This window comes from Actinomadura latina NBRC 106108 (assembly GCF_001552195.1).
Taxonomy (GTDB): domain Bacteria; phylum Actinomycetota; class Actinomycetes; order Streptosporangiales; family Streptosporangiaceae; genus Spirillospora; species Spirillospora latina.
Window position 1 is genome coordinate 135,866 of the sequence record NZ_BCQS01000013.1, and the last position, 20,337, is coordinate 156,202.

The window sequence follows — 20,337 nt, forward strand, 5'->3', positions numbered from 1 at the left end:
AGTTTCGGCTGTGTGAGCGATCGATGGGCTCGGGAGCAGGTGCTCGGGCTGGCGCCCGACGCGGCGGCCGCGAAGGCCGCCGGCGGGGTCGCCAAGCCGGGGAAGTGGGGCGGCACCGGGTGCGACGACGAGGCCGTCTGGGGTGAGTGCCAGGGCAGCGGCAGGTCGGTGTACCGGACGTGCGCCGATCTGACCGAGCCCGCGTTCCGGTGCACGTGTCCCAGCCGGAAGTTCCCTTGCAAGCACGCCCTTGGGCTGCTTCTCCTCTGGTCGGACGGGGCGGTGGACGGCGGGCCCCGGCCCGGGTGGGCCGCCGAGTGGGTCGAGGAGCGGCGGGCGCGGGCCGATCGGGCGGCGGAGCGGCGGGCGTCTTCGGCGGGCCCGGCGGGAGGCAGGGCCCGTGATCCGAAGACCGTGGAGCGGCGGGAGCAGCGGGTCGGGGACGGGCTCGCCGAGCTCGACCAGTGGCTGCGCGACCAGGTCGCGCACGGGCTGGCGCAGGCGGAGAAGGCGCCCTACCGGCTGTGGGACGACGCGGCGCGGCGGCTCGTCGACGCGCAGGCGGGCGCGCTCGCCGGGCAGGTGCGGGGGCTCGCCGCGATCCCGCGCCGGCCCGGGTGGCCGGGCCGGCTGCTGGAGGAGTACGCGCTGCTGCGGCTGCTCGTCCGGGCTCATCAGCGGCGGGACGAGCTGCCGGAGGCGTTGCGCGACACCGTCCGGTCGCGGGTGGGGTTCACCGTGCCGCAGGAGGAGGTCCTGTCGGGCGGGGAGCGCGTCCGGGACCTGTGGTGGGTGATCGGTTCGCGTGACACCGCGCAGGACCTGCTGACCACGCGGCGGGTGTGGCTGCGGGGGCGGCGGACGGGGCGTCCGGCGCTGGTGCTGTCCTTCGCGGCGCCGGGGACGTCGCTGGACGCGTCGTTGCTGGTGGGCACGGAGATCGATGCCGAGCTGGCGTTCTATCCGGGGTCGCAGCCGTTGCGGGCGCTGGTCGCCGACCGGTACGGAGCCGCCCAGCCGGGCACACCGGACGGGACGTCCGTCCAGGAGTTCCTGGACGGGCACGCGGCGGCGCTGGCGCGTGATCCCTGGCTGGATCGCTGGCCGGCGACGCTGGTGAACGTCCGGCTGGCGCGGGCGGAGGGGGGCGGCCTCTCCGTGGTCGACGAGGCCGCAGACGCGCTGCCGCTCCGGACGGGCGATCCGTGGCGGCTGCTCGCGCTGTCGGGAGGAGGTCCGGTCACACTGTCCGGGGAGTGGAGCCCGCGCGGCCTGCGCCCGCTGGCGGCCTGGCATGGCGACGAGGGGACGGTGGTCCTGTGAGCGCGTGGAAGGAGCATGTCAGCGCCGCGCTGCTCGGCACCGAGCGGCGGGATCCGCCCGCCCTGCCGGAGGCCCCCGGCGAGACCGGCGACCGGGCGGGGCGGCTGCTCGACCAGGCGGCGCTGCTGGCCGTCCGGCGGCGGGCGGGGCTGATGCCGCCGGACGCGGCGCCCGAGCCGGTGGCGCTCGCCCCGGTCGAGGACGCGCCGGTGGTGCCGCGGGCGGCGGCGGCGCGGCTGCGGCGGATCTTGAGCGGGGAGCAGATCCGGGTGCTGCCCGAGTGGCTGGACGCGGCGGCGGAGCGCGGGTTCCGGGTGCCCGCGCAGGCGCTGCCCGACCTGCTGGAACGCGGTCGCGGCGACCGGATGCTGCGGGCGTCGATCGCGCGGGCGTCCGGGCGGCGCGGCGTGTGGCTGGCCCTGCAGAACACCGACTGGGCGTATCTGGTCGGCTCCGGCGACGATCCGGGCGGCGGCCCCGAGGTGTGGGAGACCGGGACGCGCAACCGGCGAGTGGCCTACCTGACCAGGCTGCGGAACACCGACCCCGAGCGCGCGCGGGCGCTGCTGCGGGAGACGTGGGGCAAGGAGTCCGCGCCCGACCGTGCCGCCTTCATCGCGACGTTCGAGCATGGGCTGTCGCAGGACGACGAGGAGTTCCTCGAGGCGGCCCTGGAGGATCGGGGGAAGGACGTCCGGCAGCTGGCGTCCGATCTGCTCGCCCGCATGCCCGGCTCCGCCTACGGGGCGCGGATGGCGGCGCGCGCCCGCGGCTGCCTGGCGCCGGAGATCCGCACCGTGCGGGGGCGGCGGCAGACGTGGATCAAGGTGGATCCGCCGCACGCCCACGATGAGGAGATGGCCCGTGACGGCATCCCCTTCCACCCCAGCGGGTCGTTCGCGCCGCGCGGCGGGGGCGGGCCGGTGGGGACGCGCGCGGCGTGGCTGCGCGAGATCCTCGCCCGCACCCCCCTGTCCGCCTGGACGGAGCTTTTCGCGCTGCCGCCCATGGAGATCGTCTGTCTCCCGGTGTCGGAGTCGGACGGGCGGGACGTCCACATCGGGTGGGCCAAGGCCGCGCTCGCGCAGCGCGACGGCGTGTGGGCGCGGGCGCTGCTCAAGGGCGGCGTCATGGTGGACGAGCCGGAGGCGCTCGCCGACCTGCTGTCCGTCCTGCCCGGGGGCGAGCGCGACGCGGCGGCGGCCGACCTGATCCGCTGGGTGGAGGGGCAGCCGGATCTGCTGCGCGTCCTCGAACGGGTCCCCGGGCCGTGGACGGGGCCGCTCGCGGCGGCGGTGGTCGCGACGCTGACCGTGTCCGCCGAACGTCCCACGCGGCGCGACGAGCACCTGATCACCCAGCTGTGCCGGCTCGCCGACCAGCGGCTGGACCCGGCCGCCGCGTCCCGCCTCGACCCGGTGACCGGGCCGGGCGACGCCGCGCCGCGCGCCGTCACCGAGCTGATCGCCACCCTGCGCTTCCGCGCTGACATGCTGAAGGAGCTGACCCCTTGACCGAGAACGCGGTACTGCGTCCGCACGCCGAGCAGGAGTACGCGGGCGAGCTGGCGCGGCTGGCCGAGCACGACGACCGGTCCCGGCCGCCCGGCTGGCGGCTGTCGCCGTGGGCCGTCACCACGTACCTGCTCGGCGGCGAACTGCCGGACGGGACGGCGATCAGCCCGAAGTACGTCGGCCCGCGCCGGCTGATGGAGGTCGCGGTGGCGACCCTCGCGACCGACCGGGCGCTGCTGCTGCTCGGCGTCCCCGGGACGGCGAAGACATGGGTGTCGGAACATCTCGCCGCCGCCGTCAGCGGCGACTCGACGCTGCTCGTGCAGGGGACGGCGGGCACGGCGGAGGAGGCCATCCGCTACGGGTGGAACTACGCGCGGCTGCTCGCGGAGGGACCGTCGGAGAAGGCGCTGGTGGAGAGCCCGCTCATGCGGGCGATGCGGCGCGGCCAGGTCGCCCGCATCGAGGAGCTGACCCGGATGCCGTCCGACGTCCAGGACACGCTCATCACGGTGCTGTCGGAGAAGACGCTGCCGGTCCCCGAGCTGAACACCGAGGTCCAGGCGCGGAAGGGCTTCACGGTCATCGCGACCGCGAACGACCGCGACCGGGGCGTCAACGAGCTGTCCAGCGCGCTGCGCCGCCGGTTCAACACGGTCGTGCTGCCGCTGCCGGAGACCGCCGAGGACGAGGTCGGCATCGTCGCCCGCCGCGTCGACCAGATCGGCGCGGGGCTCGAGCTGCCGGAGTCCCCGGCGGGGCTGGAGGAGATCCGCCGCGTCGTCACGGTGTTCCGCGAGCTGCGCTCCGGCGCCACCGCCGACGGGCGCACGAAGCTGAAGTCGCCGAGCGGGACGCTCAGCACCGCCGAGGCCATCTCGGTGATCACCAGCGGGCTGGCGCTCGCCGCGCACTTCGGCGACGGGGTGCTGCGCGCCGCCGACGTCGCGGGCGGCATCGTCGGCGCCGTCGTGCAGGACCCGGTGTCCGACCGCGTCGTGTGGCAGGAGTACCTGGAGGCCGTCGTCCGCGACCGCCCGGAGTGGCGCGACTTCTACCGCGCCTGCCGGGAGGTGTCTTGAGCCACGTCGAGGTCTACGGGATCCGCCACCACGGGCCCGGCTCGGCGCGGGCGCTGCGCGGCGCCCTGGAGGAGTTCAAGCCGGACGCGGTGCTGATCGAGGGCCCGCCCGACGCCGACCCGATCGTGGAGCTCGCCGGCGACGCCGGGATGGTGCCGCCGGTCGCGCTGCTCGCCTACTCCCCCGCCCCGGACCCTGCCTCCGGGGAGGGCGGCCGCAAGGCCGCGTTCTGGCCGTTCGCCGAGTTCAGCCCGGAATGGCAGGCGATCCGGTACGGGCTGGCCGCCGGCGTCCCGGTCCGGTTCTGCGACCTGCCGGCGGCGAACCAGCTCGTCCCCTCCGCGGAGGAGCCGCCGGACGAGGGGATCCGGCTGGACCCGCTGGGCTGGCTGGCGAAGGCCGCCGGCTACGACGACGCCGAACGCTGGTGGGACGACGTGGTCGAGCACCGCGGCGGCGGCCCGTCCCCGTTCCCGGCGATCGCGGAGGCCATGACGGAGCTGCGGACGCAACTAGCGGAGGAGGCCCCCACCGGCCACCGGCAGCGGGAGGAGCAGCGCGAGGCCCACATGCGGCGGACGCTGCGCCGCACGCTCAAGGAGGGCCACGAGCGGGTCGCGGTCGTCTGCGGCGCGTGGCACGTGCCCGCCCTGCGGGCCAAGGTTCCGGCGGCCCACGACGACCGGACGCTGCGCGGGCTGCCGAGGACCAAGGTCGCCATGACGTGGGTCCCGTGGACGCACGGCCGCCTCGCGGGGCACTCCGGCTACGGCGCGGGCGTCCGCTCCCCCGGCTGGTACCACCACCTGTTCGCGGCCCGGGACCGTCCGATCGAGCGCTGGCTGACGGCCGCCGCCCGCGTCCTGCGCGACGAGGACCTGCACGTCTCGTCCGCGCACGTCATCGAGGCGGTCCGGCTCGCCGAGGCCCTCGCCGCGCTGCGCGGGCGCCCCCTCGCCGGGCTGGACGAGGTGACCGAGGCGACCCGGGCGGTGCTGTGCGAGGGCGCCGACCTGCCCGTCGAGCTGATCCAGAAACGCATGGTCGTCGGCGAGCGGCTCGGCGCCGTCCCCGAGCGAACCCCCATGGTGCCGCTCCAGCGCGACCTCCAGGCCGAGCAGCGCCGCCTGCGGCTCAAGCCGTCCGCGCTCGACAAGGAACACGACCTGGACCTGCGCAAACCCACCGACTTGGAACGTAGCCGCCTCCTGCACCGCCTCCGGCTCCTGGACGTCGACTGGGGCGTCCCCGCCGACACCGGTCGCTCCAAGGGCACGTTCCGCGAGACCTGGACGCTCACCTGGCGCCCCGAGTTCGACGTCGAGCTGATCGAGGCCAGCGCGTGGGGGACCACCGTCCGCGGCGCGGCGACGGCCCGCGCCGAAGCCCTCGCCGCCCACGCCGCCGCGCTCGCCGACCTGACGTCCGTGGCCGAACGCTGCCTCCTCGCCGACCTCGGCGACGCGCTCCCCGCGGTCATGCGCGCCCTGGCCGACCGCGCCGCCGTCGACACCGACGTCGCGCAACTGATGTCGGCGATGCCCGCCCTCGTCCGCGCCCTCCGCTACGGCGACGTCCGCGGCACCTCCACCGGCCCGCTCCGCACGGTCGTCGACGGCCTGGTCGTGCGCGTCTGCGTCGGCCTCCCGCCCGCGGTCACCGGCCTGGACGACGACGCCGCGCGCGAGTTCCTCGCCCACGTCGACGCCGTCCACGGCGCCCTCTCCCTGCTCGCCGACGACGACCACCTCGAACGCTGGCGCAGCACCCTGGAGAACCTCCTCACCCGCCCGGACGCCCTGCACGGCCTCATCGAGGGCCGCCTCACCCGCCTCCTCCTCGACGCCGGCCGGCTCGGCGACGTCCCCGCGCGGATGGCGCGCGCGGTCTCCGCCGGCGCCGCCCCGGACCGCGCCGCCGCCTGGGTCGAGGGCTTCCTGTCGGGCGGCGCACTGCTCCTCCTGCACGACGAGCCCCTCCTCCGCCTCGTCGACGCCTGGATCGCGGGCCTGCCCGCCGGCTCCTTCACCGACGTCCTGCCCCTCCTCCGCCGCACCTTCGGCGCCTACCCGGCCGCCGAGCGCCGCGCCATCGGCGACCGGCTCCGCCGCCCCGCCTCCCCCCGCGAGGGCCCGCCGCCCGCACCGGACGAGGACCTCGACGAGACCCGCGCGGCTCCCGCCGCGGCCACCGCCCTCCAGATCCTCGGCTGGCCGACCTCATGACCATGATCCCCACGCGCGGCACCACCGGAAGGCGGCCGGACGAGCGGCCTGCGGGACGGGTCGGGCGGATGAACGAGAGGAGCCGGTGTGGACGGTGACGGTGTGGACGATCGGCTGCGTCGGTGGCGGCTCGTGCTCGGAGGTGAGCGCGCCGACGGGACCGGGGTGTCGCTCACCGGGGACGACGTCCGGATGGACGGGGCCCTGGAGAAGCTCTACGGCGGCGGCTCCGGCGAGGGGCGGTCGCGGCCGGGGCGGCGCAGTGCCGGTCTCGGGGACTCGGCGCCCTCGGTGGCGCGGTGGCTCGGCGACATCCGCGAGTACTTCCCGTCCAGCGTCGTGCAGGTGATGCAGAAGGACGCGATCGAGCGGCTCGACCTCACCCGGCTGCTGCTCGAACCCGAGATGCTGGACGCCGTCGAACCCGACGTGCACCTCGTGGGGACGCTGCTGTCGCTGAACCGCGTGATGCCGGACCGGGCCCGCGAGTCGGCGCGGGCGGTGGTGCGCAAGGTCGTCCGCGATCTGGAGCGGCGGCTCGCGCAGAAGACGCGGTCGGCGGTCGGCGGGGCGCTCGACCGGTCGGCGCGGGTGCTGCGCCCCAGGCGGCTCGCCGACGTCGACTGGGAGCGGACGATCCGCGCGAACCTGCGGCACTACCTGCCCGAGCACGGCACCCTCGTCCCGGAGCGGCTGATCGGGTACGGGCGGCGGCAGCAGGCCGTCAAGCGGGACGTGGTCCTTGCCATCGACCAGAGCGGGTCGATGGCGGCGTCGGTGGTGTACGCGAGCGTGTTCGGGGCGGTGCTCGCCTCGATGCGGTCGCTGCGGACCTCGCTGGTCGTGTTCGACACCAGCGTCGTCGACCTCACCGACCAGCTCCACGACCCGGTCGAGGTGCTGTTCGGCACGCAGCTCGGCGGCGGCACCGACATCAACCGCGCCATCGCCTACTGCCAGGGCCTGGTGACCCGTCCCAACGACACGATCATGGTGCTGATCAGCGACCTCTACGAAGGCGGCATCCGCGACGAGATGCTGCGCCGGGTGGGGGCCCTCACGGCCGCGGGCGCGCAGGCGGTGGTGCTGCTCGCCCTGTCGGACGAGGGCGCGCCCGCCTACGACCACGACAACGCGGCGGCGCTGGCCGCGATGGGCGTCCCCGCGTTCGCGTGCACGCCGGACGCGTTCCCCGAGCTGATGGCCGCCGCGATCGAGCGCCGCGACCTCAAGGAGTGGTCCGAGCGGCGCACGCCATGACCGGGACGAACCCCGCACCAACACGACGACGAGGACGGTGACGACGGCGTGCCCTCCGAGCGGGGGACGCCTCAGCGGGACGAGCGGGACAGGCCCCTGGCCAGCAGGACCACCACGACGGCGGTGACGGCGGCGTGCCCGGCCAGCGCGCCCGCCTGAACCTCCACGAGCGCGCCCCAGGCGCCCCACATGGCGACGCGGACGACGCGCGCGGCCATCACCGTCCACGCGGCGGTGCGCGAGCCGCGCCACGCGAGGATCACCGCGACCAGCGTGACTACGGCGACGATGGCGAACGAGGACGCCACCACGGGCAGCGCGTCCCCGCGATGCCCCTCGGACAGGGACGGCCGCGCGATCAGGATCGCAAGAGCGGCGACGTCCAAGGCGGCGAGAAACCCGGCGAGGAGCAGCCCGCTGACGACGGCGGGCCCCCGCCGCAACCGTCCCGCACCCGCCGGACCCCACGACGCCGCACCGGCCGGTTGCGGGGTCTGGCCGGAACCGCCGGGCCCGCTCCAGCCGCGATCCGGCGGCGCGCTCGACTCGGTCGCCGGGCCGGAGCCGGGCACCGCTCCGGAATCGGGTGGCCCGCCCGGGTAGGGCACCGTGCCCGGATCTCGCCCCGCACCGGGGGTGAACGCCGCCTCGGGCGTCCGGCTCGCGCCCCAGGCGTGCTCCGGCGGCACGCTCGGATCGAACGCCGTACCGGCATCGGATCCAGCGGCCGGACTGGGCCGCGTGCCGGGAGCCTCGCCCGCGCCAGGATCGGACCCCGCGCCAGGATCGGACCCCGTGCCCGGATGGGGCGGCGTGGCGCGGACGGGTGCCCGGTCAAGGGCCGCGCCCGCGTTCCAGGCGCGGTCCGGCGGCGCGCTCGGGTCGGACGGCGTGCCGGGAGCGGATCCCGTACCCGAGCCGGGGTAGGGGGCCGCGCCGGTGTAGGGCGCTGTGCGGAGGTCTTGGGGCGTGGCGGGGTGCGGGGCGGTGAGGGTTCGGGGGGTGCGGTGGCCCAGCAGCCAGAGGAGGACTTCCTCGGAGGTGGGGCGGGCCGCCGGGTCCTTGGCCAGGCAGGCGGCGGCCACCTCGGCCAGCTGGGGTGGGAGGGGACGGAGGTCCGGGGTCTCGTGCATGATCTTGTACATGACGGCGGGGAGCGGGCCGCCGGCGAACGGGTCGCGGCCGGTGGCGGCGAACAGCAGGGTGCCCGCCCAGGCGAACAGGTCGGCGGCGGGGCCGGCCCGGCCGGCGAACTGCTCGGGCGCCATGTAGGCGGGGGTGCCGACGACCTGGCTGGTCAAGGTCGTGCCGGCGTCGAACGCGCGGGCGATGCCAAAGTCGATCACGCGCGGGCCGTCCGGCCCCATGAGGACGTTCTGCGGCTTGAAGTCGCGGTGCGCGACGTTCGCGCGGTGGATCGCGGAGAGGGCCGTCACCGAACTGATCGCCAGGCGGTCCAGGTCGGCGCCGGTCCGGGGGCCCTCCTCCTGGACGAGGGCGCGGAGGGAGGGGCCCGGGACGTACTCGCTGACGATGTAGGGGCGGTCGCCGGCCATGTCGGCGGCGAGCATCTGGGCCGTGCAGAACCCGGCGACGCGCTGGAGCAGGGCGAGCTCGCGGACGAAGCGCTCGCGCGCGTTGGCGTCGCCCAGCAGCTGGGCGTGGAGGAGTTTGACCGCGACGCGCGCCGGGCCGGGGCCGGGGCCGGCGGGGCGGCCGAGGTAGACCATGCCCTGGCCGCCGGTGCCGAGGCGGCCGAGCAGCTCCCAGTCGCCGAGCCGGGTCGGATCGGCGGCGTCGAGGGGAGCCGGGCCCGCCATTTCGCACCCCCGTGAAAAACTCGGCATTCCGCCGCGCACAAAACCGCTCCGTGCGGCATCAAAGAGTATAGGTTCGGCGAGCCCGGAGCGGGAGTAGACGCATGCTAGAGATCCATTCGCCAATTGCCCGGCACCGGGCCGTCGCGGGGGCGGTCGCGGTACTGGCGCTGACGGCGGGCACGCTGGCCGGCTGCGGGGACGCGGGCGCGACCATCACCCGGCTGACCGTGGGGTCGCCGGGGCCCGACCCGTACACGCTCATGGCGAACACCGACAAGATGGACGTCAAGGAGCGGCCCCAGGCCGGCGGGACGAAGGACGGCGACTCGCCCGGCCTCTACGGCGGGACGCGGCAGGCGTCGACCTGCGACCAACAGAAGATCATCGCTTTCCTGCAGGCCAATCCGGACAAGGCGCGGGCGTGGGCCGGCGTCCAGGGCATCCCGGTGAGCGACATCCCGCGCTACGTGTCGCGGCTGACGCCGGTGCTGCTGCGCACCGACACGCTGGTGACGAACCACGGCTACCGCGACGGGAGGGCGACGAGCGCGCCCGCCGTCCTGCAGGCCGGAATGGGCGTTCTGGTCAATGGTTACGGTGTGCCCGTGGTGAAGTGCAATTGCGGTAATCCGCTGACCCGGCCGGAGAAAAAGATCTCCCCCGGGAACGCGTCCTACACTGGCCGGTCCTGGCCGGGATTCGAGCAGCGGAATGTGACGAAGATCCAGCCGCGGGATTCCCGGAAGGGCACGATCGTCACGTTCGTCCTCGTCGATCCGGGGGCGACGATGGGGTTCGAGCGCCCCCGCGCGACCGAGGGCGAGTCGGACGGGCCGCCGGCCGCGCTGCCGCCCACGGAGACGGACGTCACCGCGGACGACTCGCCGTCGCCGTCGGACTCCGGCCTGGACTCGCCCGGCGTGGAGTCGCCGGCGCCGGAGTCGCCGGGCCTGGAGTCTCCCGCGAGCCCGGGAGCCGAGTCGCCGGGCGCGGAGTCCCCCGATCCCGGAACCTCGCCCCAGTCACCGGGCGTGACGGACGGCGACCCGGGTACGGGCACCGGCGGGATGGCGCCGCCGGAGGAGGAGCCGCGGACCCCGATCTCGCTGCCGCCGTCCGAGGAGCCGGCCCCGGCGATCTCCTGAGCCGGTCGTACGCTACATTTGCTCATATGAGCAGTCAGTCAGATGTCGCGCCGGCCGGCGCGCCCGCCGAGGCGTGCGCCGTCCGGGTGGTCGATCCCGCGAAGGTCGCCATCGTCTCCGCCGCCATGCCGGGCGCGGAGACCATCGCGGAGCTGGCGCAGGTGTTCGGGCTGCTGTCCGACCCCGGGCGGCTGCGGGTGATCACCGCGCTGCTCGAAGGGGGCGAGATGTGCGTGTGCGACATCGCCGCGTCGTGCGGGCACTCGGAGTCGGCGGTCTCGCACGCGCTGCGGCTGCTGCGCGCCAACCGCGTCGTCCGGGTCCGCCGGGCCGGCCGGATGGCCTACTACCGGCTGGACGACTCGCACGTCCGGATGCTGCTCGACCTCGCCCTCACGCACGTCGGCCACGGAGAGGAGGGCACGTGAGCGCGGACGGCCACGGCGCAGGGCACGGGCACGGGCACGGGATCTCGGCGGGGGCCGACCGGCGGCTGCTCGCCGGCGCGCTGGCGCTGATCCTCGCCTTCATGGCCGGCGAGGTGGTCGTCGGGCTGATCTCCGGGTCGCTGGCGCTGATCTCCGACGCGGCGCACATGATGACCGACGCGTTCGCGATCGCGCTGGCGCTGGTCGCGATGCGCATCGCCGCGCGCCCGCCGAAGGGCGGCTACACGTTCGGCCTGCGCCGCGCCGAGATCCTCTCCGCGCAGCTGAACGGGCTGACGCTGATCCTGCTCGCGGCGTACTTCGTCTACGAGGGCGTCCGCCGGCTGATCGACCCGCCGCCCGTCGAGGGCCAGTTCGTGTTCTGGACGGCCCTCGCCGGCATCGCCGTCAACGTCGCGGCGACCTACCTGATCAGCAGGGCCGACCGGAGCAGCCTCAACGTCGAGGGCGCGTTCCAGCACATCCTCAACGACCTGTTCGCGTTCATCGCGACCGCGGTCGCGGGCCTCGTCGTCTGGACGACCGGCCTGTCCCGCGCGGACGCGGTCGCCTCGCTGGTGGTGGCGGCGCTGATGGTGAAGGCCGGGTACGGGCTGCTGCGGGACGCGGGGCGGGTGCTCATGGAGGCGGCGCCGGCGGGCCTCGACCCGTCCGAGCTGGGTTCCCGGCTCGCCCGCCGCCCGTGCGTGGAGGAGGTCCACGACCTGCACGTGTGGGAGGTCGGCTCCGGCTATCCTGCGCTGTCGGCGCACGTGCTCGTGGACACGCAGGGCGACTGCCACGCCGTCCGCCGCGATCTCCAGGAGCTGCTGCGCGACGCGTACGGGATCACGCACACGACGCTGGAGGTCGACCACGTGGACGAGCCGTCGGAAGGCTCGCACGTCCACTGCGAGGACGCGCACGGCCCCCGCCATGTGGCGGAGGCCGGTGAGCCCCACGATCACGCGGGCAGCTCCCCCTGCGACCACTGACCTCTCGCGCGTGTGGTGGGTCGCCCCGATCAAGGAGGGGCGGCCCACCGCACGTCGCCTGTCAGGTCTTGCAGGGGGCGCCGTTCAGGGTGAAGGCGGACGGGGACGGGTTCGTTCCGCCGCTCGACCCGTTGAAGCCGATCGTGATCGAGCCTCCGGGCGGGAGAGCGCGGTTCCAGTCCAGGTTGCGGGCGGTGACGTGCGCGCCGTCCTGCGCCCAGGCCGCGCTCCAGCCGTGGGTGACGCGCTGGTCGGCGGCGAAGGCGAAGCCCAGCGTCCAGCCGGAGACGGGCGAGGTGCCGGTGTTGGCGACCGTGACCTGGGCGGTGAACCCGCTCCCCCACTGGCTCTGGACCGTGTAGCCGACCTTGCACACCGGCGCGGCCGGCCCGTCGTCCGCCGGGATCTCGACCAGCGTGATCGAGGACGCGGGGAACGTCGAGGTGAACCCGTCCGGGCCGACGGCCACGTCCGGCGCCTTGGCGATCGACGCCAGGTCGGCGCCGCTGTACCGGTAGACGTGCCCGGCGGCGGAGCCCGACCGGCCGGCGATCGAGACCGTGCTGGTCAGGTCGTCGGTGAGCGACTTGTTCACGATCATCAGCGTGAGCGCCCGGTCGGACGAGCGCCGCGCCGCGTACACGGCGAGCTTCTCCTGATCGGCGCTCGTCGCGCTGACGGACGTGTCACCGAACTTCGCCCCGGCACCGTCGTAGTCCAGGTACATGCGGAAGGCGTACGCGCCGGGGTCGGATGCGCTCGGCGGCGACCACAGCGTGGCGAGATCGAGCCCCTCACGCCCGAAGATGCCGAGGACGTCCGCCTGGGCGACCGCGCCGTTGATGTGGTTGAGCGCACCCCAGTTGTACTCGGTGATCGCGAGCTTGGTGCCGGGGTAGTTCTCGTCCACCAGCTGCCGCATGCGCGGGATGTACTGGATCGGCTGGTTGATCCAGCTCTCGTCCGTGTACGTGGGGTCCCAGAGCTGCCGGGTGGAGCGCAGCCGGAGCTCCTGCGTCGCGGCGTCGCCGGCCTCGCCGAACGCCACCCCGCTCTGCTGCGGGTACAGGTGCTCGTCGAAGTAGTCGAGGACGCGGGTGCCGTGCTCCTGCTCGTACGCCCGCATCTGCTGGAGGTACCAGGCGGCGAAGGGCGTGCCGCCGTGCGCGGCCCGGTCCGGCGGGTCGGACCAGCAGTCGCCGCCCTCGGCGTCGCACGTCTGCTTGTCCAGGCCCGACATCGTCAGCGACTGGAAGCCCCAGCCGACCGGGCCGAGCGTCTTGGCGCCCGGGTCGGCGGCCTTCACGGCGGACGCGATCGCGTACGTCTGGTCGCGCATCTCGTCGTAGCCCGCGCCCTTCGGGTGGACGTCCCGGTGGGTCGCGTGCCAGAGATCGGGCTCGTTGTCCAGGTTGTAGAACTGGACGCCACCGTCCGCGGCCTTGCCGTACTTGCCGGTCAGGTGCGCCAGCCAGTCGGTGACGTACTCGGGCCCGGCGGGCACGCTGGTGTCGGCCGGGTCGTTGCCGGTGACGTTCGTGCCGTCCGGCTTGACGCCGTTGCCGCAGTCCGGGCGCCACTCGGTGTCGGCCTTCTCCTGCGGGCCGTACTTCTCGATGCCGAAGCCGCACGTGTAGTCGCGGCCCTTCGGCGTCCAGCCGATCAGCGGGACGGTCAGGATCGTGCCGGTGCCGGTCCGGCGGTCCTGCTCGGTGAACTGGTCGGTCTCGGACCCGTCCGGGAGCGCGTCCGGGTCGGGGGCCGGGCCCGGCACGTTCTCGAAGTACCAGTCCGAGCCCCGGTTCGTCTCGTCGTACAGGTAGTTGTAGCGGGTGGTCGCGTTGCCGCCCCACCGCCGGACGGGGAGCCGCAGCTCCTTGGCGAGGTCCTCGCCGGCGAAGTTCATCCCGTAGATGTACGGGCTGATCGCGTGCCGGGACGCGGACGGGTCGACGCTCAGCGCCGGTCCCTCCGCCGCCTGCGCCGCGGGGGTCGCCCACGGCAGCAGCGCGGCGGCGAGGACCGCGGCGAGCAGTGCTCCGCGGGCCATGTCAGGCCTCGCAGGGCTGGTCGTCGAGGTCGAACCCGGCAGGGGCGCCGGACGGCGAGCCGGTCGCCTGGAACCCGATCGTCTGCGACGCGCCGGGCGCGATGGCGCCGTTCCAGGCCATGCTCTTCGCGGTCACGTCGGCGCCGGACTGCGACCAGGTCGCGCTCCAGCCCTGGGTGACCTTCTGGTCGCCGGGGAAGGCGAACCCGAGCGTCCAGCCGTCCAGCGCCTCCGAGCCGCTGTTGGTGATGGTGACCTGCGCGGTGAAGCCGCCCTGCCAGCTGTTCTGCACCGTGTAGACGACCTTGCAGGAGACGCCCGGGGTGCCCGGGTCGCCGCCGCCCGGGTCGCCGTCGCCGGGGTCGCCGCCGCCGGCGTCGAAGGCGCCGAGCAGGTACGGGTCGAGGTAGGCCTGCTTCGCGGTGTTGACGGTCGTCCAGTCGCCGTTCAGGATGCCGCCGGTGTCACCGGAGTTGGGGTTCCACGACCAGAACGTGAAGGAGATCCCGCTCGCCCCCTTGCCGAGGTAGGCCATCAGCGTCCGCAGCCAGGCCTGGTCGCGCGGGTCGGTCAGGGTCGTCCCGAACTCGCCGAGCAGGACGGGGGCCACGTTGTTCTTGTAGAGGTAGCCCCAGTTCTTGTCCCAGATCGCGGCGAGGTTGTCCGGGAAGCTCGGGTCGTCGAACCACGGCTGCGGGTACACGGACGTGGCGTAGTCGTGCGCCGAGTAGACGAGCCGGTTCGCGACATTCAGCCGCACCGGGTACTGCGCCGCGCCCTGCAGGTTGCCGCCCCACCAGTAGTTGTCGCCGTCGTGGTCGTTGACGCCCTCGACGATGATCAGCCAGTTGGAGTTGACGGCGAGGATCGCGTTGCCGGCCCGTTCGGCGGCGAGCCGCCAGTCCGTCGCCTGGACGCCGCAGCCCCAGCAGGCCGGGGAGTGCGGCTCGTTGTGCAGGTCGGCGCCGATGACGGTGGTGTTGCCCGCGTAGTGCCGGGCGAGCATCTCCCAGTCGGAGATCCAGCGCGATTCGGGGTAGGCGTCGGTGTACCAGAGCGCCGACTGGCCGCCCGCGTCGGGGCGGTGCCGGTCGAGGACGACCTTGAGCCCGATCTGCCCCGCGTAGGCGATGACCTTGTCGAGGATCTGGAGCCCGCTCAGGCCCTGCAGGTCGGGGTTCTTGGAGTAGTCGATGCTGTTCGGCGCGCTGCCGGAGTCGAACAGCTGGTTGGTGTACGGGAGCCTGAGCGTGTTGTACTTCAGGCCCTTCATCTGGTCGAGCATGTCCTTGTAGCCGCGCGTCCATAGGCCGTGCGGGGAGTAGTTGGACGTCTCGGCGCCGAACCAGTTGATGCCCGTCATCCGCACCGGCTGCCCGTTCGAGTCGACCAGCTGGCGGCCGTCGGTGTGCCAGTACCCGGTGCCGGCCGCCGCGTGCGCCCGGGGCGGCGCGGCGGGGACGAACACCAGCGCCAGCAGCGCCGCCATGATGATCAGAAGGATGCGCCTTGTTCCGTATGACCCGGTCATGAGTCGTTTCTCCAATTGCGGGGACCTCGTTCGACGGTGTGGGAGCGCTCCCAAAGTCGCGAGTGCCGCAGGTGCTGTCAAGAAGCGGGATCGGGTCCCGTTATGACCAGCCGTCCGGCGTGAAAATCCATGAAACGGGCGGCCCGCCCCTTATGACAGCCCGAACAGCTTGGCGGCACCGTGCCAGCAGACGGTCCGGAGCCAGTCGTCGCCCAGGTCGAGCGCGGCCAGCGACTCCAGCTGGTGCGCGTACTCGTAGGGGATGTTCGGGAAGTCGGTGCCGAGCAGGATCCGCCCCTCCAGGCCCAGCTCACGGAGCCGGGGCAGCAGCGCGTCCGGGAACGCGGCCAGGCTGGCGAACCTCGTGAAGACCATCGTCGTGTCCAGGTGGACGCGCTCGTAGGCGTCGGCCAGGGCGAAGAACCCCTCGAACTCCGGGGCGCCCAGGTGCGCGACGATCGTCGTCAGCCGCGGATGGCGGGCGAGGACCTCCCCGTACGGGCCCGGACCGGTGTAGCCGTTCGCGACCGGGCCCGAACCGGCGTGGACGAGCGCGGGCACCCCGGCCTCGGCGAGCATCCCCCACACCGCGTCCAGTTCCTTGACGCGCGGGTCGAACCCGCCGACCTGGAGGTGGACCTTGAAGACGCGGGCGCCGGCGTCCAGGGCGCGGGCGACGTACTCCGCCACGCCCGGCTCGGGGAAGAACGTGGCGGTCGGTACGCATTCGGGAACCCTGGCGGCGAACTGCGCGCTCCACTCGTTCAGCGACTCGGCCATGCCGGGGCGGTGCGGGTAGGACAGCGACGTGAACGCGCGGACGCCGAGCCCGCGCAGGAACGCGAGCCGCTCCTCCTCCGAGTCCCGGTACCGGATGGGCCACTCGGTGCCGATCAGCGGGCCGGCCTCGTCGAAGTACCCCCAGACCGCGCTCATCAGCCGCGGCGGCATGAAGTGGACGTGGACGTCGATGATGCCCGGCAGCCCGAGCGCCTGCCAGAACGGGGGAACGGCTGCATCAGAACGAGGTTCGGCCACGCTCCGACCCTAACCGCCCGTCAGGTGATCTCGGCCAGCAGGGCGGGCAGCGCCGCGCGCAGCTCACGCCGCAGTAGGGCGAGGTGTGGGTGCCCCGGTAGAAGTGCGTCGTGACCGGGATGCCGAGCCTTCCCAGCTTGCCGGCGAACTCCCGGGACACCGTGCAGGCCAGGGTCTCCAGCACGTCCGCCGCCGCGCCCGCGTCGTAGGGGCCGGGGGTGCCGTCGCCGGAGCTGACGTGCAGGCGGACGCCGGCGAGCCGGCCGGCCAGGTCGTAGGGGTTGTGCTGCCGCCACACGACGCGCTGCTCGTCGGGTCGGCGACGTCGAGCCCGCACGGGTCGCGGTGCAGGGTGTGCACGGGCCCGCTGAACGAGGCCGCCGCCCGGAAGAGGCCGCGGTGCCGGGCCGCGTACGCCAGCGCGCCGAGGCCGCCCGTCGAACTGCCGGCGACGGCGCGGTCCGGGCCGGCGCGGTATCCGCGTTCCAGAATCTGCCGGAGTTCGGCGAGATGGAACGTCTCCCACTTCGGCGCGCCGCCGCCGCCGCGATTCCACCAGTCGGTCGGCGCCATGTTTCAACGCTCTGTAATCGGTTTATAAAATGTCGGGCCGGGATTCCGGTTCACGTTCCTTGTAGGGTGACGCGGACGAGGAGGGCGACCGGTCGAGATGCGGAGCGTCGAGATGCGGAGCAAGGCGGAACTGGAGTCGGCCATCGCGGGCGGCGGGCGCGCGGTGCTGGTGATCAACTCCAGGTCCCGGCGGGGCCGCCGGCTCTACGGCACGGCCCGCCGGCTGCTGCGCGAGTCGGGGCTGGAGTTCCTGCACGTCTTCCCGGTCACCGATCCGACCCGGCTGCGCGAGCTGTTCACCGACGTCCTCACCCTGGAGCCCGACCTCGTGGTCGTCGGCGGCGGCGACGGGACGGTCGCCGAGGCCGTCGGGCATCTGGCGCACCGCGACATCGCGCTCGGCGTGCTCCCGCTCGGCACCACCAACAACTTCGCCCGCAGCCTGGAACTGCCGCTCGACCTGCCCGGCGCGATCCGCACCCTCGCCGTCGGCGGCCCCGACGGCGGCAAGGTCGCGGACGTGGACGTCGGCTGGTTCGAGTCGACCGGCGACCCGCAGGGCGAGGGGCCGGGCGCCGACCGCGAGCACATCTTCGCGAACATGGTGAGCCTCGGGCTGTCGGTCCAGGTCGCCGAGAACGTCCCGCACACGCTGAAGCGGTTCGTGGGGCGTCCCGCGTACGCGCTCACGGCGGCGGGGCTGCTGCCCCGGCACGACGCGTTCACCGCCCGCATCACGATCGGCGGCGAGACGCACGAGGTCGCGACGCACCAGCTGAACATCGCGAACGGCGCGCACCACAGCGGCCAGCGGATCGCCCGCGACGCCAGCCCCGACGACCGGCTGCTCGCCGTCTACCGGCTGGGCGACGAGCGGCGGCTGCGGCTGGCGTCGGCGACGGCCCGGCACGTCCTCACCGGGCAGTGGCGGTCGCTGGCCGACGACGCGTTCCTCACCACCGCGCAGGTCGAGATCGAGACCGACCCGCCGATGCGGGTGGACGTGGACGGCGAGATCCGCGGCCGCACGCCCGTCTCGATCAAGCTGCGCGGCAACGCGCTGCGGGTGATCGTCCCGCGCTCGTTCTCCGACACCTGACGGCCGGGCCCGGCGGGGCGGCTAGCCCGGCGCGGCCTCGCCGGCCATGACGTAGGCGCCGGACTCCAGCCGCTCGATCAGCCCCCGCGTCCACCGCGTGGCGGACTCGGCGGAGTGCACCCAGTAGCCGAGCAGTTCGCGGAGATGGTCGGACGGGTCCTGCTCGTCCAGGTGCGGGGCGACCGACGCACGCCACCCGGCCAGCCCGTCCAGCCGCTTGCGCAGCAGCTCGACCGCCTCGGCGCGCGGCAGCTCGGTGAGGAAGCCGAGCCCGGCCGTCAGCATCTCCGGATGCCGGATGTCGACGGTGGCGAGGGCGCAGCGCAGCAACCGCAGGAACTCCTCCCGCCCGGCGCCGGTGATCTCGTAGTCGGTGTGCGGCGGCCCGGCCTCGCTCTCCTCCACCTCGTGGGCGAGCAGCAGGCCCTCCTTGGCGAGCTGCCTCAGCGCGTGGTAGATCGAGCCCGGGTTCACGTGGGCCCACTCGTCCGAGCCCCACGACATCAGCTCGCGCCGCACCTCGTACCCGTGCGCCCGCCCGAACCGCCGCACCCCGCCGAGCACCAGCAGCCGCGTCGTCGACATGGTCTCCCCCTGTACGCAAAAACCTGTCCAGGGTAGACGGTCCGGGCGGATGCGGGGACTAGCTCCGCAAGGCGGCGAGATCTTCGCTCGTCAGTGCCAGGCCGGCGGCGGCCAGGTTCTCCTCCAGATGGTCCGGGGACCCGGTGCCGGGGATCGCCAGCATCACGGGCGAGAGGGCGAGCAGGCCCGCGAGGAGCACCTGCGGGACGGTCGCGCCGTGCCGCGCGGCGACGGCGTTGACGCGGACGTCGTCGGGGATGCCGAACCCGCCGAGCGGGAAGTACGGCACGTAGGCGATGTGCTCGCGCTCGCAGATCTCCAGGAGTTCGGTGTCCCTGGGCTGGGTGATGTCGAAGCGGTTCTGGACGGCGGTGACGGGCGCGATCCCCCGCGCCTCGGCGAGCTGCGCCGCGCTGATGTGGCTCAGCCCGAGATGCCGGATGAGGCCCTCCTCGCGGAGACCGGCCAGGACCTCGAAACGCTCCCCGATAGGCTCGTCCGCCGGGTCCTCCAGGCCGCCCGGCCGCAGGTACACGAGGTCGAGGTGGTCGCGTCCCAGCTCGCGCAGGTTCCGCTCCACCTCGGCGCGCAGCCCGGACGCGGGGATCTGCCCGGACGGGATCGGGTCGCCCGGCCCCCGGTACGGCCCGACCTTCGTGGCGATGACCAGGCCGGACGGGTAGGGGCTCAGCGCCGCGCGGATCATCTCGTTCGCCGCCGGCCCGTCCTGGTGGTAGTAGAACGCGGCGGTGTCGATGTGGTCGACGCCCAGCTCGACGGCCCGGCGCAGGATCTTCAGCCCGGTGCCGCGGTCGTTCGCCGGGCCGTGGAGGGTGCTCACGGGCAGCCGCATCGCGCCGAAGCCCATCCGGCCGACGCGCAGGTCCCCGCCGATGTCGAAGGTGCTCTCTGTCGTCATGCGCTCCACGGTGCTGCGCGGCGGCGCGGGGGGCGAACGGCTGGCAGCTTGCTGCCACCGTTCACGTGGCAGACTCGATGGCGATGAGCGTTGATGTGGACCGGAACGTGGTGCTGCGCGGCGAGACGGAGCTGATCGAGCGCGCCGGGCGGCTGTTCCTCGCGTGCGAGGAGTTCGCCTGCGCCGCCACCGACATGAACACGTGGGCGCTGCCCGGCTCCCGGGAGCGGATCGTCGCGCAGCGGCACGCCATGGGGGTCGCGCCCGACGTCCGCAAGCTCTACAGCCCGGCGGCGCTCGCGGACGAGGAGTCCGAGCGGCATCTGGTCGAGCTGGACCGGGCCGGGGTGCGGGTGCGGATCTGCCCGGCCCCGCTCCCGCACGAGACGATCATCGTGGACCGGCGGGTCGCGATCCTCGCGGGCCCGGCACAGGGCGGGGTGCGCGAGTACACGGTCGTCCGGTCGCCGAGCGTGGTGCGCGGCGTCGTCTCGCTGTACCGGGCGACCTGGGAGACGGCGGTCGAGCTGGCCGACTACCGCCGCGACCGGCCGCCCGCGCTGTCGGAGGAGAGCCGGCACATCCTGCGGCTGCTCGGCGGCGGGCTGAAGGACGAGGCGGCGGCGCGGCGGCTCGGCCTGTCGCTGCGCACCTACCGACGCCGCGTCGCGGAGATCCTCACGCTGCTGGACGCCGACTCCCGTTTCCAGGCCGGCCTCCGCGCCCACGAGTTCGGCCTGATCGGCTAGC

At 74.1% G+C, this 20,337-nt stretch carries 17 protein-coding genes and 1 pseudogene; 10 read left to right on the forward strand and 8 right to left on the reverse strand.

Annotation, left to right across the window (positions count from 1 at the left end; all coding sequences use genetic code 11):
- The first annotated feature begins 12 nt into the window (after positions 1-12).
- The 5 genes from AL2_RS19950 (at position 13) to AL2_RS19970 (ending at position 7,404) form a co-directional block, all read left to right on the forward strand.
- On the forward strand, positions 13-1,323 hold the full coding sequence (locus AL2_RS19950) for an SWIM zinc finger family protein (protein ID WP_067635566.1): 1,311 nt from the start codon (positions 13-15) through the stop codon (positions 1,321-1,323).
- On the forward strand, positions 1,320-2,837 hold the full coding sequence (locus AL2_RS19955; protein WP_083946701.1) for a DUF5691 domain-containing protein: 1,518 nt from the start codon (positions 1,320-1,322) through the stop codon (positions 2,835-2,837). Before AL2_RS19950 ends, AL2_RS19955 begins: the two co-directional genes overlap by 4 nt.
- Positions 2,834-3,919: an ATP-binding protein gene (locus tag AL2_RS19960; RefSeq protein WP_067635568.1), complete on the forward strand. Its 1,086-nt coding sequence runs from the start codon at positions 2,834-2,836 to the stop codon at positions 3,917-3,919. The genes AL2_RS19955 and AL2_RS19960 overlap by 4 nt, the downstream gene beginning before the upstream one ends.
- Positions 3,916-6,144, forward strand: coding sequence for a DUF5682 family protein (locus AL2_RS19965; RefSeq protein WP_245666754.1), 2,229 nt, complete (start codon positions 3,916-3,918; stop codon positions 6,142-6,144). The genes AL2_RS19960 and AL2_RS19965 overlap by 4 nt, the downstream gene beginning before the upstream one ends.
- A gap of 87 nt (positions 6,145-6,231) precedes the next feature.
- Entirely contained in the window at positions 6,232-7,404 is a 1,173-nt protein-coding gene (locus tag AL2_RS19970) for a VWA domain-containing protein (protein ID WP_067635570.1), read from the forward strand.
- Between the two features lie 71 nt (positions 7,405-7,475).
- Here the strand turns inward: AL2_RS19970 and AL2_RS19975 are convergent, their stop codons facing one another.
- A complete protein-coding gene (locus AL2_RS19975) occupies positions 7,476-9,224 on the reverse strand; it encodes a serine/threonine-protein kinase (protein WP_067635572.1) in 1,749 nt (582 codons plus the stop codon).
- Between the two features lie 101 nt (positions 9,225-9,325).
- Here AL2_RS19975 and AL2_RS19980 point away from each other — a divergent pair, with 101 nt between their 5' ends.
- The 3 genes from AL2_RS19980 to AL2_RS19990 are packed head-to-tail and all read left to right on the forward strand — an operon-like array spanning position 9,326 to position 11,792.
- On the forward strand, positions 9,326-10,369 hold the full coding sequence (locus AL2_RS19980) for a DUF6777 domain-containing protein (protein ID WP_067635574.1): 1,044 nt from the start codon (positions 9,326-9,328) through the stop codon (positions 10,367-10,369).
- A gap of 26 nt (positions 10,370-10,395) precedes the next feature.
- Positions 10,396-10,797, forward strand: coding sequence for an ArsR/SmtB family transcription factor (locus tag AL2_RS19985; protein ID WP_067635576.1), 402 nt, complete (start codon positions 10,396-10,398; stop codon positions 10,795-10,797).
- Positions 10,794-11,792, forward strand: a complete 999-nt coding sequence (locus AL2_RS19990; protein WP_067635578.1) for a cation diffusion facilitator family transporter — start codon at positions 10,794-10,796, stop codon at positions 11,790-11,792. Before AL2_RS19985 ends, AL2_RS19990 begins: the two co-directional genes overlap by 4 nt.
- Before the next feature lie 61 nt (positions 11,793-11,853).
- Here the strand turns inward: AL2_RS19990 and AL2_RS19995 are convergent, their stop codons facing one another.
- The 5 genes and pseudogenes from AL2_RS19995 to AL2_RS40115 all read right to left on the reverse strand — a co-directional run.
- A complete protein-coding gene (locus tag AL2_RS19995; protein ID WP_083946703.1) occupies positions 11,854-13,842 on the reverse strand; it encodes a glycoside hydrolase family 44 protein in 1,989 nt (662 codons plus the stop codon).
- Between the two features lies 1 nt (position 13,843).
- The gene (locus AL2_RS20000) at positions 13,844-15,373 is read right to left on the reverse strand and encodes a cellulase family glycosylhydrolase (protein ID WP_067635580.1); all 1,530 of its coding nucleotides are present in this window, start codon (positions 15,371-15,373) and stop codon (positions 13,844-13,846) included.
- Between the two features lie 150 nt (positions 15,374-15,523).
- On the reverse strand, positions 15,524-16,411 hold the full coding sequence (locus tag AL2_RS20005; protein WP_067635582.1) for an amidohydrolase family protein: 888 nt from the start codon (positions 16,409-16,411) through the stop codon (positions 15,524-15,526).
- Complete coding sequence (locus AL2_RS39285) at positions 16,392-16,748, reverse strand: alpha/beta hydrolase (RefSeq protein ID WP_245666756.1); 357 nt, start codon at positions 16,746-16,748, stop codon at positions 16,392-16,394. The genes AL2_RS20005 and AL2_RS39285 overlap by 20 nt, the downstream gene beginning before the upstream one ends.
- 23 nt (positions 16,749-16,771) lie before the next feature.
- Positions 16,772-16,984 (reverse strand): annotated as a pseudogene (locus AL2_RS40115) (alpha/beta hydrolase-fold protein); the annotation flags it as partial.
- Between the two features lie 97 nt (positions 16,985-17,081).
- Between AL2_RS40115 and AL2_RS20015 the strand changes: the two are divergent.
- Positions 17,082-18,083 carry a diacylglycerol/lipid kinase family protein gene (locus tag AL2_RS20015; RefSeq protein WP_245666758.1) on the forward strand — a complete coding sequence of 334 codons (1,002 nt, stop codon included), beginning with the start codon at positions 17,082-17,084 and terminating at the stop codon, positions 18,081-18,083.
- 21 nt (positions 18,084-18,104) lie between these two features.
- Here the strand turns inward: AL2_RS20015 and AL2_RS20020 are convergent, their stop codons facing one another.
- Entirely contained in the window at positions 18,105-18,668 is a 564-nt protein-coding gene (locus tag AL2_RS20020) for a PadR family transcriptional regulator (RefSeq protein WP_067635586.1), read from the reverse strand.
- 58 nt (positions 18,669-18,726) lie between these two features.
- The gene (locus tag AL2_RS20025) at positions 18,727-19,587 is read right to left on the reverse strand and encodes an aldo/keto reductase (RefSeq protein ID WP_067635588.1); all 861 of its coding nucleotides are present in this window, start codon (positions 19,585-19,587) and stop codon (positions 18,727-18,729) included.
- A gap of 83 nt (positions 19,588-19,670) precedes the next feature.
- On the opposite strand from AL2_RS20025, the gene AL2_RS20030 reads away from it, so the two are divergent.
- Positions 19,671-20,336 (forward strand): helix-turn-helix domain-containing protein, encoded by a 666-nt coding sequence (locus AL2_RS20030; protein WP_067635874.1) that lies wholly within the window; start codon positions 19,671-19,673, stop codon positions 20,334-20,336.
- Position 20,337 lies beyond the last annotated feature (1 nt).